The 15,579-nt window shown below is 73.0% G+C and carries 8 protein-coding genes and 2 pseudogenes; 6 read left to right on the top strand and 4 right to left on the bottom strand.

Annotated features, from left to right (window positions below):
* Window positions 1-2,300 (top strand): tetratricopeptide repeat protein (locus AB0F10_RS26825; RefSeq protein ID WP_360630621.1); only part of this gene is annotated, 2,300 nt, incomplete at its 5' end.
* Here AB0F10_RS26825 and AB0F10_RS26830 read toward each other — a convergent pair.
* From AB0F10_RS26830 to AB0F10_RS26845, 4 genes are all read right to left on the bottom strand, one after another.
* Window positions 2,263-2,736, bottom strand: coding sequence for a hypothetical protein (locus AB0F10_RS26830; protein ID WP_360630624.1), 474 nt, complete (start codon window positions 2,734-2,736; stop codon window positions 2,263-2,265). The two genes, AB0F10_RS26825 and AB0F10_RS26830, sit on opposite strands and share 38 nt — an antisense overlap.
* Before the next feature lie 78 nt (window positions 2,737-2,814).
* Window positions 2,815-6,192, bottom strand: a complete 3,378-nt coding sequence (locus tag AB0F10_RS26835; RefSeq protein WP_360630627.1) for a TIR domain-containing protein — start codon at window positions 6,190-6,192, stop codon at window positions 2,815-2,817.
* A 279-nt stretch (window positions 6,193-6,471) separates the two neighbouring features.
* Complete coding sequence (locus AB0F10_RS26840; protein ID WP_360630630.1) at window positions 6,472-6,843, bottom strand: hypothetical protein; 372 nt, start codon at window positions 6,841-6,843, stop codon at window positions 6,472-6,474.
* A gap of 116 nt (window positions 6,844-6,959) precedes the next feature.
* Window positions 6,960-7,406, bottom strand: coding sequence for a hypothetical protein (locus tag AB0F10_RS26845; protein ID WP_360630632.1), 447 nt, complete (start codon window positions 7,404-7,406; stop codon window positions 6,960-6,962).
* Window positions 7,407-8,073: 667 nt separating this feature from the next.
* Here AB0F10_RS26845 and AB0F10_RS26850 point away from each other — a divergent pair.
* The 5 genes and pseudogenes from AB0F10_RS26850 to AB0F10_RS26870 all read left to right on the top strand — a co-directional run bounded on the left by AB0F10_RS26850 (window position 8,074) and on the right by AB0F10_RS26870 (window position 15,481).
* On the top strand, window positions 8,074-8,433 hold the full coding sequence (locus tag AB0F10_RS26850) for a CU044_2847 family protein (RefSeq protein WP_360630636.1): 360 nt from the start codon (window positions 8,074-8,076) through the stop codon (window positions 8,431-8,433).
* Window positions 8,434-8,456: 23 nt separating this feature from the next.
* Window positions 8,457-8,978: pseudogene (locus tag AB0F10_RS26855) on the top strand (serine protease); the annotation flags it as partial.
* Window positions 8,979-11,135: 2,157 nt separating this feature from the next.
* A pseudogene (locus AB0F10_RS26860) lies at window positions 11,136-13,232 on the top strand (bifunctional (p)ppGpp synthetase/guanosine-3',5'-bis(diphosphate) 3'-pyrophosphohydrolase); the annotation flags it as partial.
* Window positions 13,233-13,331: 99 nt separating this feature from the next.
* A complete protein-coding gene (locus AB0F10_RS26865) occupies window positions 13,332-14,039 on the top strand; it encodes a response regulator transcription factor (protein WP_360630639.1) in 708 nt (235 codons plus the stop codon).
* The gene (locus AB0F10_RS26870; protein WP_360630641.1) at window positions 14,036-15,481 is read left to right on the top strand and encodes a HAMP domain-containing sensor histidine kinase; all 1,446 of its coding nucleotides are present in this window, start codon (window positions 14,036-14,038) and stop codon (window positions 15,479-15,481) included. Before AB0F10_RS26865 ends, AB0F10_RS26870 begins: the two co-directional genes overlap by 4 nt.
* Window positions 15,482-15,579: the final 98 nt, after the last annotated feature.

Raw genomic sequence — 15,579 nt, forward strand, 5'->3', positions numbered from 1 at the left:
GGGCCGTCGACGCCCGCGGGTCCGGCGGGCCGCCCGCCGCCGCGGTGATAGCACCGACGCAGCTGCCGGCCGACGTGCGCGCGTTCACCGGCCGGGCCGGCGAACTCGCCGCGCTCGACCTGATGCTGGCCCCGCCGGACGGTGACGAGCCGCCGCTGACCGTCGCGCTGCTGTCCGGCACGGCCGGGGTCGGCAAGTCCGCGCTGGCCGTGCGGTGGGCGCATCGCGTGCGGGACGCGTTCCCCGACGGGCAGCTCTACGTGAACCTGCGCGGCTACGACGCCGACCAGCCGGTCGCGGTCGCGGACGCGCTTGCCGGTTTCCTCACCGCCCTGGGGGTACGCGGGCCGGAGATTCCCGCGGGCACCGACGAGCGCGCCGGCCGCTACCGCTCCGAGCTCACCGGCCGGCGGATGCTCGTGCTGCTGGACAACGCGTCGTCGGTGGAGCAGGTCCGGCCGCTGCTGCCCGGCACCGGGTCCTGCCTCGTGCTGATCACCAGCCGCGACTCGCTGCCGGGCATGGTGGCCGTGCACGGCGCCGAGCGGGTCAACCTCGGGCTGCTCCCGCTGCCGGACGCCGTCGGGCTGCTGCGCAAGCTGGTCGGCGCCCGGGTGGACCTCGAGCCGGACGCCGCCGCGAGCCTCGCCGCGGCCTGCGCCCGGCTGCCGCTGGCCCTGCGGATCGCCGCCGAGCTGGCCGCGGATCGCAGCGACGTGCCGCTGGCCGAACTCGTCGCCGAGCTGGGCGATCATCAGGGGCGGCTGGACCTGCTCGACGCGGGCGGCGACCCGCGCGCCGAGGTCCGGGCGGTGTTCTCCTGGTCCTATCAGCACCTGCCGGCGGGCGCGGCCCGCGCGTTTCGGCTGTTCGGGCTGCACCCGGGCGAGACCGTGCACGTCGACGCCGTGGCCGCGCTGACCGGCAGCGGTGCCGGCGAGGTGCGCCGGCTGCTCGGCGTACTGGCCCGGGCCAGCCTGGTGCAGGCCGGCCCCGGCGGGCGTTACGGCATGCACGACCTGCTGCGCGCGTACGCCGCGGAGCTGGCCGCCCGGCACGACCCGGAGCCGGAGCGGCGGGCCGCCCTCACCCGGCTGTTCGACCACTATCTGGACCGCTCGGTGGCGGCGATGAGCACGCTGTACCCGGACGGGGCCCCGGCGGCCGGCGACCCGGACGCGGCCCGGGCCTGGATCGAGGCGGAACGGCCCAACCTCGCCGCGGTCTGCACGTACGGCGCGGCGCACGGCTGGCACCGGCACACCATCGCCCTCGCCGGCGCCCTGTTCCGCTACCTCGACGCGGGCGGGCCGGTCGCCGAGGCGGCGAGCGTCACCGCGTCCGCGGTGTCCGCCGCCCGGGCCGTCGGCGACCGCGCCGCCCAGGCGCAGGCGCTGTCCAACCTGGGCCGGCTGCACCGCCGGCAGGGCCGCCTGCACGAGGCCGCCGCGACCTACGGGCAGGCGCTGATCCTCTACACGGACCTGGGCGAGCGCGCGGCCGAGGCACAGGTGCTGCGCAATCTGGGCAGCGTCGACTGGCGGCTCGGCGACTACCGGCAGGCCGCGGAGCACTACCGGCGGGCCTGGACGCTGCACGGGAAGCTGGGCGACGACGACGGCCAGGCCGACGCCCTGGTCCGGCTCGGGCTGGTCGACGCGCGGCTGGGCGACCAGGCGCAGGCGGCACAGCGCTTCGAATCCGCCCTGCGGCTCTACGACACGCTCGACGACCGTTACAGCGAGGCCTACGTGCTGTCCCTGCTCGCCCGGCTGCCGCACCGCCCGGCATCGCTGGACCGCGCCGCAGCCCGCCTCGAGCAGAGCCTCGCCGTCGTGCGCCAGGCCGGCGACCGGACCGCCGAGGCGTACGCGCTGACCGATCTGGCCGCGATCCACGCCCGCCAGGGCCGCCTCGCCGAGGCGGCCTGTCACCTGCGCCGCGCTCTCGTGCTGCACCAGCGCATCGGGGACCGGGCCAGCGAGGCCGAGGCGCTCAACGACCTCGGCCAGGTGCTGCGCGCCGCCGGGGACACGGCCGAGGCGCAGACCCAGCACGGCCAGGCGCTGGCCCTGGCCGAGGAGATCGACGACCGCTACGAGCGGGCGCGCGCGCACGACGGCCTCGCGGCGGCGCTGCGGGACGCGGGCGACGCCGACCGGGGCCCGGGCGCACCTCGACCAGGCCCGGCGCATCTTCGCCGACCTGCGGGTGCCCGCCGCGCCGGCCGTCGACGCCGCGGCGGCCGGCTCCGGCCGGTAGTCAGGCCCGGCGCACCCCGTCGATCCACAGCACGGTGACCGGGCAGCCGCGGGACCGGGCGTACGCGACGACGTCCGCCGTGCCGCCCAGCCCGCGCGCCGGCAGCCCGTCCCACACCGCGAAGAGGTGATCGCAGCGATCGACCAGGGTCTGGCCGGCGGCGAGGAACCCCCGCTCGCACGGCTCGGCGTAGGGCATCGTGACCACGCTCGCCGCCGAGCGCACGAGATCCTCGAACCGGGCGCGGGCGCCGTCCGCGGTCAGCGACCTGGCGTAGTCCGCCGACGGCAGCACCGCCTCGAGGATGCCGCCGGCCGCCAGCACGTGCGCGGCGAACAACTGGTCTGCGCCGTCGGCGAGGCTGGACACACCGCGCAGGCCCGCACCGGCGGGCAACACCCGGCGCCAATGGTCCACCGCACGGTCGGCGATGCCCGGCGGAAGCATCCGGTGACCGGTGACACCGAATCGCACATCTACCTCCGAACAACGGCACCGTCAGACGCAAAAGCACCATGACGATACGACTTCCGCGTCTGTTTTTGCGTCCCGTCAGCAGGTGGTCTGGTGGGGCAGTTCGGGGATGTAGCGGGACCACTCGTCGGCGTTGAGCCCCCGGCCGCTGACCGCGCACGCGTACCGGATGGGGTCGGCGGCGAGGTCCCCCGGCACCGTGGTGTCCCACAGCGAGACGTTCTCGTTCACGCCGCCATAGGTGCCGCCGGCGGCCAGGAGGCGCCCGTCCGGGCTGATCGCCATGTTGAAGACCTGCAGGTCGGCGCTCTTGATCACGGCGAAGCGCAGCGGGGTGGTCGGCTCCGCCACGTCCCACAGCATCATGGCGTTCTCCGAACTGGTGGTCGCCAGGGTGTGCCCGTCCGGGGTGAACCCCACCCAGCGCACCCAGGCGGCGTGGCCGGTCAGGGTGGCGACCTGGCTGGGCTGCGACGGGTCGGCGACGTCCCACAGCAGCGCCGTCGCGTTGTCGGTGCCGGCCGCCAGGAGGCGCCCGTCCGGGCTGAACGCGAGCGAGTCGGCGTTGTAGCTGATGAAGTCCTTCAGCGGGATCGACGTGAGCCGCACCGGAGCGGCCCGGTCGGCCACATCCCACAGTGACACGTTGTAGCCCTCGGCGACGGCCATGGTGCGCCCGTCCGGGCTGAACGCGATGGCCTGCAGCGTCCTGCGGAGGGCGAGTTCGGCGACCCGGACCGGCCGTGTCCGGTCGGCCAGGTCCCACAGCGTCGTCTTGCCGTCGCGGCGGCCGACGGCCAGGGTGCGACCGTCCGGGGTGAACTCGGCGGCGTAGACGAGGTCGCCGTCCTCCCTGATCGTGGCCAGGGGCACGGGCTCCGACGGGCGGGCCATGTCGAGCAGCGTCACCGTCTTGTCCGCGCCGGTGACCGCCAGGGTGCTGCCGTCGCGGCTGAGGTTAATCGCCTCGACCAGGGGATCGCGCAGCCGTACGGGAGCGCCCCGGACCGGGCGGGCCGGATCGGCCAGGCCCCACGGCACCGCGGACCCCTCGTGGCCCGCGGCGATCAGCGAGCGGCTGTCCGCCCCGAACCTCAGCCCCACGATCTCCCCGTCGTACGGCCCGGGAAGCTGGGCGACCGCGTCGCGGTCGAATCGGCCCCTGGGGTACCACAGCGTCGCCGTGCGGCGGCTGCCGGCGGTGGTCAGCCGCCGCCCGTCGGCGCTGAACGCCAGCGACCGGACCGGGCCCCCGGCGGCGTTCAGGGTGGCGGTCTGCGTCGACAGCCACGGCCAGTCCTCGGGCTCGACGCTCCACAGCGCGGTGGTCCCGTCCGTGTCGGAGAGCGCCAGCGTGAGCCCGTCCGGGCTGAACGCCATCGTGCTGAGCCGGGCCTCGCCCTTCGCCCCGAGCTCGGCGCTGCTCGCCCGCGGGTCGGCCGGATCGCTCAGGCTCCAGAGCCACACGTAATCGTCGTAGGCCTGGACGGCCACGATGGGGTACCTGGGGTTGAACTCGACGGCGGCGTCGACGATCTTGTCACCCCACCCCAGCTCGAGGGTGGCGCCCTTCACCGGGTGGGCCAGATCCGTCAGGTCCCAGACGGTCACCGAGTCGCCGCTGCTCACCCCGGTGTGCCCGTCCGGGCTGAAGGTCAGCCGGTACGCCTGCGGCAGCGTGGCGAGCTGGGCCGGGGCCGCGCCGGTGACGTCCCACAGCACGGTGTTCCTGTCGCGGTTGCTGACCGCGACGGTGTGCCCGTCGGGGCCGAACGTCACCGCCCGGATCCCGGCGGCGTCGGACAGCGGCGCCATCCGCACCGGCCGGGCCGGGTCCGTCACATCCCACCGCGCCGCCTCCGGGCTCCCGTCGAAGACCGCGAGGGTCCGCCCGTCCCGGCTGGACGTCACCCTCGTGTCCGCCGTCGCGTCACCCGTGAGACTGGAGAGCCGGACCGGCTTCGCCGGGTCCGCCACGTCCCACAGCGACAGCGTCCCGTCGGCGCCGACCGCGGCGACGACCGTCCCGCCGGCGGACGCCACCTCGGTCACCTCGCCGATGGCGCCGGCGTACGGCGTCGACATGGCGAGGTGGCTGAGCTGCTCGCGGGTATGCGGGTCGGAGTGCACGCTCTCCGCGGCCACGCCCAGCATGAGCGCCTTCCTCGGGTCGTCGCCGATCATCGCGCGGGCCCGCCCCATCAGCCGCTGGTTGACCACGATGCGCTGCTGCAGCGCCGCCGCCTCCCGTTGCCGGCGGGCCTCCTCCGCCGCCTCCCGGGCCAGCTGCTCCTGCCGCTTGCGCTCCGCCTCGGCCTCCCGGGCCAGCCGCTCCTGCCGCCTGCGTTCCTCGTCGGCCTTGCGAGCCAGCACCCGGTTCTGCTCGGCGATCTGCTCCTGCCGCTTCGCCCGCGCCTCCGACTGCCTGGCGAGCTCCTCCTGCCGGCGGGCGTTGGCCATCTGCTGCTCGGCGTTGGCCTTCTGCCGCGCGGCGTCCTCGGCCGCGCCCCGCGCCGCCGTCCGCTGCCGCTCGGCGTTGGCCTTCTGCCGTGCCGCGCTGTCCCGGTACCGCCCGGCGTTCGCCTGCTCCCGCCGCGCCTCCGCGGCGGCCTCCGCGGCCAGCCCCTGGTGGTGCCGGGCCAGCTGCTCCTGCCGCCGGGTCTCGGCCCGCGCCGTCCTCGCCCGGTCCTGCTGCACCCGGGCGTTCTCCTCCTGCCGCAGCGATTCCTCCGTGGCCCGTTCGGCGGTGCTGCGCTGCTGCGACGCCACCTCCTGCTGCAGGCGGGCCTCCACCGCCGCGGCGTTGGCCCGGTCCGCGTTGCGCACCGCGACGACGCCGGTCAGCGACGCAACCAGGGTCAGCACCACCAGCGCCGCCGCCGCCACGACCGACAACCGCCGGGTGCGCCGGTGCTGGCGTACGTCCTCGCCCTCGAGCTCGTCCTTGCTCACCCCGTGCATCGGCGCGGCGAGCTGCGCGATGGCGTCGCGGAACCGGACGTGCTGCAGGCTCAGGTGCAGGTCGTCGCGGGCCCAGCGCAGGTCCAGATACAGCGGTTCCTCGGCGAAGACGCCCCGCAGCGCCGCCGGCACCGCCGTGGACTCGTCGGTGAAGTCGCGGGCGCCGGGGTCCCAGCACCACTCGCCGTCGGTCACCACCGGCAGGATCCGGTCCGGTGACTTCGTCGCCAGCCAGTGCTCGATCTCCCGGTTCACCCACGGCGAGCGCGCCGCCTCGGGAGAGGCGAGCAGCACGAAATGTTTCGAGCCGTCCAGCGCCTCCTGAATGGAGGTCCACAGCTTGGGCGTCACCGCCAGCCCGGTCTGATCCCGGAAGATCCACAGCGCGCGGCGCCGGTGCCACGGCTTCGCCAATCGGTGCAGACCGCGCTGGACAGCGGGGGCGAGCCGCCCGTCGGCGGCATGGCTGTAGGAGATGAACCCGTCGAATGGCATGACTGTCCCCGTGCTCGGTCTGATCGACGGGGACCGATTCTCCCCGTCGCCGGCCTGGAGGTAAAGCGCGCCGGCGGCCCCCGCGCTGCGGCGGGCGCAGGCATGTGGTTTGATCTATATGGCCGGGCATCTTCCCCCGTGGATGCCCGGCCTCATCGTGCCCCGGGCGCGGCTACGCCCGCGAGTCGCGGCCGGCGAAGGCGGCCAGGGCGGCGCTGTTCCGCATCATCCGGGCAGACCCCGCGCCTGACCGCGAGGGCCTGGCGCATCGGCCGGCCTTCACCGCAACGGACGCGCCGTCACCTGCACGAAATAGCGATCGGACTTCTCGACTGGGTGCTCCGGGTCGCCGAAGGACATGCCGAACTCCGCCCGCGTGCCGTCGACGTCCTTGAACATCGAGCTGACTCCGTCGGCCTCCCATTGCGGCGTTCCCGAGGGCAGCACGACCGTTGGCTCGAACTCCCACCCATCGCGCCTGAGGAAATCCGCATAGAACGACTCGACGCTCTGCCGCGACAGCGCGGTGCGATACTCCGAAACGGCATAGGCGTAGTTGTCGGATGAGTCGCAACCGAATTGACTACCGACAGGCACGCCCGCGACGGGATGTTCGCCCAGCACCTCGAAGCCGGACAGCCTCTCGGCCACCGGCGGGCACCCCTCCTGGCCGGTCAACCGGTTCCGGCATCCCCAGACCAGAACCACCGCGAGCAGGGCGGCGGCGCATCCGGCACAGATTCTCAGTCCCCGGCTGATTCCGGGCCTCAGCGGTCTTCGACCCGCTGCTTGAGCTTGTCGAGGCCGACGATGCAGCCGGTCAGCCGGCTGTGGGTGAGTTCGGAGATGACCTTGCCCTCGACGACGATCCGGCAGGTCACGTCGTCGGCGTCCGTGGACATGGCCCTGAGGGTCGCGATGCCTTCCCAGTCGTCCACCATCACGGTCTGCGACCACGGCGTCGGGAAGGATTCACCCGGCCGGTTGCCGGACTTGCGGCCGAAATGGGTGATGCCGATGTCCCACTGGATCTGCCGGGCCTTGCCGCTCGCCGACTCCACCTCGAAGCGGACCTCCGTCCCCGCGTACCTGTGCACCAGATAGGCGGTGGCGGCGCCGGCCACCAGGACGGCGGCCACGGCCACGGCGACATAGATGCGGATCCGGGAGCGGCGCCGGGGCTGCGGTTCGTCGGTGGCGTCAAGATCAATCACGGCGGCAGCATAGCCCTGCCGACCTCTGGGAACTGATCACCGCCCGGCCTCTCGCCAACGAGCTCCCCCACAAACCCGATCAGTCGCACACATGTCCGATTGCTCAGGTTTCCGTGGGTAGCGGGACAGCCACGCCGCCGAGGCAGAGATAGATCATGGCGGTGACGGCGTCGAGGATGCGTTAGCCGAAGCCGTGGCGTTGGATGAGCCGGCTCGGCGCCCGTTTGTGGCACCTCGCCGCCGCCGCGTTCATTGCCTTGCCCGCACTGCTACTACTGTCTGCGTTCGCTACCGGCAAGTTCGACATCTACTGGGTCGGCGTGGCGCTGTGGGTCGCCGGGCCGCTTGCCCTTGCGGCGCTCTGCGCGGGCGGCATCCGAGTCGGGTACGCCCATGACCGCGCTGGCCGGCGCAGTGGCGTACTACCCGCACAGCCTAATCCTGACCGGGCCAGAAGAGTCATCCGGACACCGATGGCGAAAGATCATCCCCGGAAATTTCGGCGCCACTCCGGCGGGTGACCCCCGCACGATGTGCCACACACGCGATCCGCCACCAGGCGATGACGGATTGCGATCAAGGGAGTCACTTCATATGCTCGCGCTCGAATGCGTGGTCCATGCGGCCCTGCGACCTCGTTGCCGTCACCGTGGCATACCCGCTGGGAGTGGACACCTTGCTTGATGACATCGAGACCGCCCCGGCCGTCGACGACACGCGGCTCATCCCGGTGACCGCCGGCGACGACCGGATATATTTGTCGGTCCGTCAACTCGGCGCAGCGGGCGATGAGCGGGAGGTCTCCGCGCGCATCCCGTCCTTCGACGAGGTCGTCGCGAAGGTGACGGCCCTGGCCTGCGGCGCGGTCGACGGGTTGCGAAACACCGGCGCGTCCCGGGTCACCCTGGAGTTCGGCTGCGAGGTCGGCGTCGAGGCCGGTCAGCTCATCGCGATCATCGGCAAGGCGACCGGAAAATCCACTTTCAAGATCGGGCTTGAGTGGAGCGCCGCGACCGAGACGCGCTGAGCCGGGGCGCACTCACCTCGCTGGTGTCGGCCGCAACGGTCGCGCTGGTCTCGGAGCCTCGCGGTGCGAGCCGCACCGAGCTCGGCACGGGCTTCTTCGTGACGCCCACCCTCGTGGCGACCTGCGCCCACGTCGTGGCGCCGGACTCCGGCGCGCTGCCGTCGACGGTCATGGGAAGCGTCGCCGCCACGGGCGAGGTGCTGGCCCTGCGAACCGACGGGGAGCTGTACTTCCGTGACTCCTGCGGCGTCGACCTCGCGCTGCTCACGGTCCCGCCGGTCCAGCACGACGGGACGGACAACGACGGAACGCCGTCGGATCCGGCACCGTTCGTGTTGCTCGACAACGACCTCGAGGTCGGCGACGAGCTGTGGACCTACGGCTACCCGGCCAACGCGTACCGCGCGGGTCAGCCGGCGACGATGGCGTTCGAGGGATGGTCGCGGCGCAGCTCGAGCCCCGCGCTGCGGCTGCCCCGCCTGCGCGGCACCCCGGTGGTAGGTGGCACCAGCGGGAGCCCGGTCCTCAACCGGCGCACCGGTGCGATCTGCGGAATGGTGGTGTTCTCGGACGAGAAGGGCAGCGCGCATCTGCTGCCCGCCTCGGAGATCCTGAGGCTGTGCCCGGAGGCGGGCCGGCTCACCGAGGCGCACTTCACCGCCCATCGCCGGTGGCTCGCCACGCTCACGGACGATCAGCTGCTGCAGGGCGGGTGGTCCTATCCCGGATCACGGCTGCGCAGCTACCTGGCCGCCGCGGAAAGGGCCTCGAACGCCCACCCGTACGACGACCTGTTCGCCGCGGCGGCTCCCGAGGCAGGAGCGGGCCAACGGATGCCGGCGCTCTCCGACGTGTACGTCTACCAGTCGGCATCGGACGGCTCGAACGCCCCGGCCGGCGGCGACGGCAAGACGGACCTGTCGGCGATCCCCGCGTCGACCATCTTCGACCGGCCCGAGGACTGCCTGATCGTCGGCTCCGCCGGGGCCGGGAAGTCGAGCCTGCTGCGCTTCGCGACCCTGGAGTCGATGCGCCGGTGGCGCCGCGACGCCGACCGGTCGGTCCCCGTGCGGTTGCGGGCCGACGCGCTGCTGGACGACGCGCCGTTCCCCGAGCTGATCGCGAACGGCGTCAACACCGAGCTCGCCGCGGTCGGCATCGACCGCAGGTGGCCGCCGGAGTTCTTTCTCCGTGCCCCGCTGCCGGATGTCTCCTGGCTGCTGCTCATCGACGGCCTCGACGAGATCGTCGCGGTCCGGCAGCGGCAGGCGGTCATCGACAAGATCGCCGGCTTCCGCGACCATCTCGCCGGCGACACGCACAGATTCGTCATCGCGACCCGGCCGCTGGCCGACCTCGGACTGCACTTCCCCGACAACTGGGTGATGCAGCACTATCGCCTGCTGCCCTTCACCGACGTCCAGTTCCGCCAGTTCGCCCTCGGCTGGCTCACCCATCTCGGCGTGGACAATCCTCAGGCATCGGCGGAGCGGCTCCTCGGCCGGTTGCTGGACAGCGGCCGCGACCGCCTGTTCCGTATCCCGCTGATCGCCATGATGGTGTGCCAGCTGTTCGCCAGGAACCCCTACTCCCCCGTGCCGTCGACCGGCATCGAGGTGTACCGGCGGTTCGTCGACCTGCTGAGCGACCGGTTCTTCGAATCCGGGATCCGGGAAGACCTCGGCGAGCGGGCCGCGCTGTACGGCAGCCAGGCCGTCTCGTCGGTCGACCGCCTCGTCACCGAATTCGCCACCGTGGTGCGCGCGCTTGCCTGGCTGCACCGCACCGAGCCCGGCCGCAGCATCGCCGGCGCGGCGACGACGTACACAGCCGGCCTGTGCCCCGAACACCTGCCCGTCAAACGGTGGAACGAGCTGCTGACCGCGACCCTGCGGCGCACCGGCCTGCTCGTCGAGTACGACGACGACTTCGACTTCCTGCACGAGAGCGTCGCCGAGTTCCTGGCGGCCGATCACGTAGCCCACGACGCGGACCTGTCGACGACGGCGTTCCAGAGCCTGTTGCCGGACCGGGGCGGTGACTGGCAGGCCGCCCAGATGGCGTGGCAGCATCCGTTCGCGCGGTTCGTCATCCATCAGTGGAGCTCGACGCTCGACCTCGACCGCGCCCTGCGCCGCGTCGCGCGGCACGGCGGCCTGCACGGGTGTTCCTTCATCGCCGCGCTCGCGGCGGACGGGGTCCGGGTCAGCCCCGGCCTGGTGACCACCACGGTGCGCCGGCTCCGGAAGTGGGAACGCGGTCGCGGCGACCTCGTGCGGCGCCGCGCCGCCGTGGACATCGCCGCCGTCCTGGACACCACCGCCGGCGCCAGGATGCTCGTCCGGCTGGCGCTCGACGCGCGCGTGCCGGCCCAGGAAAGGGGATGGGCCATCACCCGGTTGGCGGCACTGGCCGATCCGCGTACGGCGCTCGCGGCGTCGCTGCGCGCGGACGAGGACGAGGACGAGGACCGCCACGGGATCCCGCGCTGGGCGTTCACCGTGCTGGCACATCGTCCGGGCGACACCGGCGCCGACCTTCTCGCCCGGCTCGCGCGGGACTCGGCCATGGGCTCCGCCGATCGGCGCCGGGCGGCGGAGGCCCTGCACGCGGCCGGTGACTCCCGGGCGGCGGCACTGCTCGTGCGGCTCGCCCGGGACGCCGAACTGGCCGACCCGGAACGCCGCTGGGCCGCCCAGGCAGCCGTCGACGCCCGGCCGACAGGATGGCGGCTACGCAGGCGCATCCGGCGTTTGATGGAGCCGCGGGACGCTCCCGCATTCAGTGAACTCCTCGAGCCCCTGCTCGACCTGCAGCGGGCCTGGCATCCCACCGCCGACAGCCGGCCGTTACAGGCGGCGTTCGACCTGGCCAATCGCTGGCACTCGGGGCAGTACCGGCGATCCGGTGACCCCTACATCACGCATCCGCTGGCGGTCGCCACCATCCTCGCCGACCTCGGTATGGACACCGCAACGCTGGTAGCCGCCCTACTGCACGACACGATCGACGACGCCGGCTACTCGCTGAAGGCGATGGAGGCGGACTTCGGCGCCGAGGTCGCCCTGCTGGTGGACGGCGTCATCAAACTGGACAAGTTGCCCACGGTCGAGGGCCGACTCGATCCGGACCAGGCGGTGACCAACCGCCTGACGATCGTCAGATCCGTGGAGGATCCGCGGGTCCTGGTGATCAAGATGGCCGACCGGCTGCACAACATGCGCACCCTGACGTTCCTGCCCCGTGCCCGGCAGGAGCAGAAGGCCACCGAGACTCTCGACTTCTTCGTTCCGCTGGCGCATCGCCTCGGCATCAACACGATCAAGCAGGAGCTCGAGGACGTGGCGTTCAGGGCGCTGTTCCCGAAGCGGTTCGAAGAGATCGACCGCCTGATCGGCGAGCACCAGCCGCAGCGCGAGGCGCTGCTGCGCCAGGTGACCCACCGGGTCCAGCTCGACCTCAGGTCGGCGAGGATCAAGGCGGAGACCACCGGCCGGCCGAAGCAGCCGTACTCGATCCACCGGAAGATGATCGTCCGGGGCCGCGACTTCAACGACATCTACGACGTGTTCAGCGTCCGCATCCTGGTCGACACGGTCCGCGACTGCTACGCCGCGCTGGGCGTCATCCACGCGAACTGGCAGCCGGTGCCGGGCCGGTTCAGGGACTACCTCGCGATGCCGAAGCCCAACCATTACCAGTCGTTGCACACGACGGTCATCGGCCCGACCGGCAAGCCGGTCGAGATGCAGATCCGGACCTTCGGGATGCACCGCACGGCGGAGTACGGCATCGCCGCGTACTGGAGGTACATCGAGCAGAGGGCCGCCGTCGTGGGCCAGCCCGGGCACATCGACGAGCTGCCGTGGCGGCGCGACCCGGACGAGTTCCTGGAGGAGTTGCGCTTCGACCTGTCCGGCCAGGAGGTTTACGTCCTCACCCCCAAGGGCGACGTCATCGCGCTGCCGACCGGTTCGACGCCTGTGGACTTCGCGTACGCGGTGCACACCGAGGTCGGCCACAAGACCGTCGGCGCCCGGGTCAACGGCAAGGTCGTGCCGTTGGAGTCGACGCTGTCCAACGGCGACGTCATCGAGATCCTCACGTCGAGGTCGGCCACGGCCGGCCCGACCCGGGAGTGGCTCGACTTCGTGGCCACCCCACGCGCCCGGATCCGCATCGAGCTGTACCTCCAGGCGGAATACCGCGAGGAGGCGACCGAGGACGGCAGGGAGGCGATCGCGGTCGAGGACCTCGCCGAGACCGCCGTCGCGACCCTGCCGCCGCGCGAGCGCGGCGCGGCGCCGGACCCCGGCGTGGTGGTCAAGGACGCCGGCGACGTCCAGGTCCGGCTGGCCCGCTGCTGCACCCCGGTGCCGGGCGACGCCATCCTCGGCTTCGTGACCCGCACCGGCGGGGTGCGGGTGCACCGCTGCGGGTGCACCAACGCGGAGCAGCTCAGGCTCCGGGACGGACGCCTCGTCGAGACCGCTTGGAAGACCGGCGCGGCGGCTGCGGTGACCGCCGCGATCCAGATCGAGGCCCTCGACCGGCGGGGCCTGCTCGCCGAGGTCTGCAAGGTCATCTCGGCGCACGGTGCCACCGTCCTCTCCGCCACCGGCACCACCACGCCGGGTCACAGCGCCCTCATCCGCGTCGTGCTCCAGACCGCCGGCGACGACGGGCTCGACCTTGTCCGCCGGGCCCTGCAGAACGTGGCAGGCGTGTACGACACGTACCGGGTGAACGCCGAGCTGCCGATGCGAATGCGGGAAGAGTCCGCCATCGACGCCGGATGAGCGGTTCTTAGCGAATGCTTAGGCGACGTTCTCCCCCGCACCCCGGCCGCCAGGTCGATCCTGGCGGTGGGGCCGGCGGCGACGAGCGACGGAGGTGCGATGCGGATCCTGGTGGTGGACGACGACGCGGCCGTGCGCGACTCCCTGGCCCGTACGCTGCGGTTCGAGGGGTACCAGATCGACACCGCCGAGGACGGGCTGCGGGCGCTCGACGCCGTCCGGGCGGGCGAACCCGACGCCATGATCCTCGACGTCAGCATGCCGAACCTCGACGGCCTGCAGGCCTGCCGCCGACTGCGCGCCGAGGGGACGCTGCTGCCGGTTCTCATGCTCACCGCGCGTGACAGCGTCGGGGACCGGGTGGCCGGGCTCGACGCGGGCGCGGACGACTATCTCGTCAAGCCGTTCGCCCTGCAGGAACTGCTGGCGCGGCTGCGGGCGCTGCTGCGCCGCTCGCTGCTCGCCGCGCCCGCCGGAACGGAACCGCGGCCGGCCCGCGACGGCTGGCTCACCTTCGCCGACCTGCGGCTCGACCCGCAGACCCGGGAGGTGTTCCGGGGTGAGCGGACGCTGCGGCTCACCCGGACCGAGTTCTCGATCCTGGAGGTCTTCCTGCGGCATCCCCGGCAGGTGCTGACCCGGGCGTTGCTGTTCGAGCACGTCTGGGGCTACGACTTCGGCGAATCCTCCAACAGCATCCACGTCTACCTCGGCTACCTGCGCCGCAAACTGGAGGCGGACGGTGAGCCCCGGCTGCTGCACACCGTGCGCGGGGTCGGGTTCGTGCTGCGCGAGGAGTCGCTGTGAGCGGGTGGTGGCGCCGGCGCACCCTGCACACCCGGCTGTCGCTGCTGGTCACGGGCGCGGTCACGGTCGCCGTGCTCGCCCTGGCCGGGCTGGCCTGGACGGCGGTCTCGCAGGTGCAGCAGCACCGGGTCCGCTCGGACCTGAACGCGGACGCGCGGGCCATCGCCGCGCGCCCGGACCAGTGGCGCGGCAACTCCCGCCGGCCCGGCCGGCCCGGGGTGATGCCACCCGGCGCACCGCGGCCCGGCCCGGTGCCGGACGACCTGCACCGGCCGCACGACCTGGGGCCGCGCTGGCAGATCCTCGCCACCGACGCCACGGTGCTCGGCGCGTCGACCGTCCCGCTCCCGGTGACCGCCGGGGCCCGGCAGGTCGCGGCGGGCGCGCACCGCGCGGTGCAGGAACAGGTGACGGTCGGCGACGACACGTACCTGATGGTGACCGTTCCGGTTGCCGGGGGCGGCGCGGTGCAGGTCGCGATCGACCAGGGCCGTGAGGATCGCACCCTGGCCGTCTTCGGCCTGCTGCTGGCCGCCGGATCGATCGCGGTCATCGCCGGCGCCGCGGTCCTGGGCCGCGCCGTCGCCCGGGCCGGGCTGCTGCCGGTGCAGCGGCTCACCGAGGCCGTCGAGGAGGTGGCGGTCAGCATGGATCTGACCCGGCCCATCGCGGCGAACGGCGCCGATGAGATCGCCCGGCTCGGGCGTTCGGTCAACACCATGCTGGCCGCGATCGACACGGCGCGGCAGGCGCAGCGCACGCTGGTCGAGGACGCGGGCCACGAGTTGCGCACGCCGCTGACCAGCATCCGTACCAACATCGAGCTGCTCCTGGCGGTCGAGCGGCAGCCGGAGCTCGCGCACCGCCTCCCGCCCGAGGAGCGCGCCAAGCTGCTGTCCGACCTCGATGCCCAGGTCCGCGAGCTGGCCACCCTCACCACCGAGCTGGTCGAGCTGTCCCGGGAGGAGGCCACCCGGGAGGCCACCGAGCCGGTGGAGTTCGGCGAGGTGGTGGCCGCGGCGGTCGGCCGGGCCCGCACCCGCGCGCCCGGCCTGGCGTTCGCCTCGGACCTGGTGCCGGTGGTCGTGCAGGGCCGGGCCGGCGAGCTGGAGCGCATGGTGCTCAACGTGCTCGACAACGCCGCCAAGTGGAGCCCGCCGGGCGCCGGCGTACGCATCGAGCTGCGTGCCGACGGCCCGGACCGATGCGAACTGACCGTCACCGACAGCGGGCCGGGCATCGACGACGAGGACCTGCCGCACGTCTTCGACCGCTTCTACCGGGCCGCCGCCGCCCGCGCCATGCCCGGCTCCGGGCTGGGCCTGGCGATCGTCGCCCAGACCGCCGGCCAGCACGGCGGCACGGTCGTCGTCGGGGCGCACGAGCCGCACGGCACCACGGTCACCATCCGGCTGCCCCGCCTGCCCGACGCCGCCGCCTGAGCTATTAGGAAGTTCTTAGGGATTACCACTCGCCACGCTTATCCGGCCCGCGCAGGATGGCCGGACCGGCGGCCGTCCGCGGGTAGGCGATCAGGAGA

Source organism: Actinoplanes sp. NPDC026623, from assembly GCF_040638275.1.
Taxonomy (GTDB): Bacteria; Actinomycetota; Actinomycetes; order Mycobacteriales; family Micromonosporaceae; genus Actinoplanes.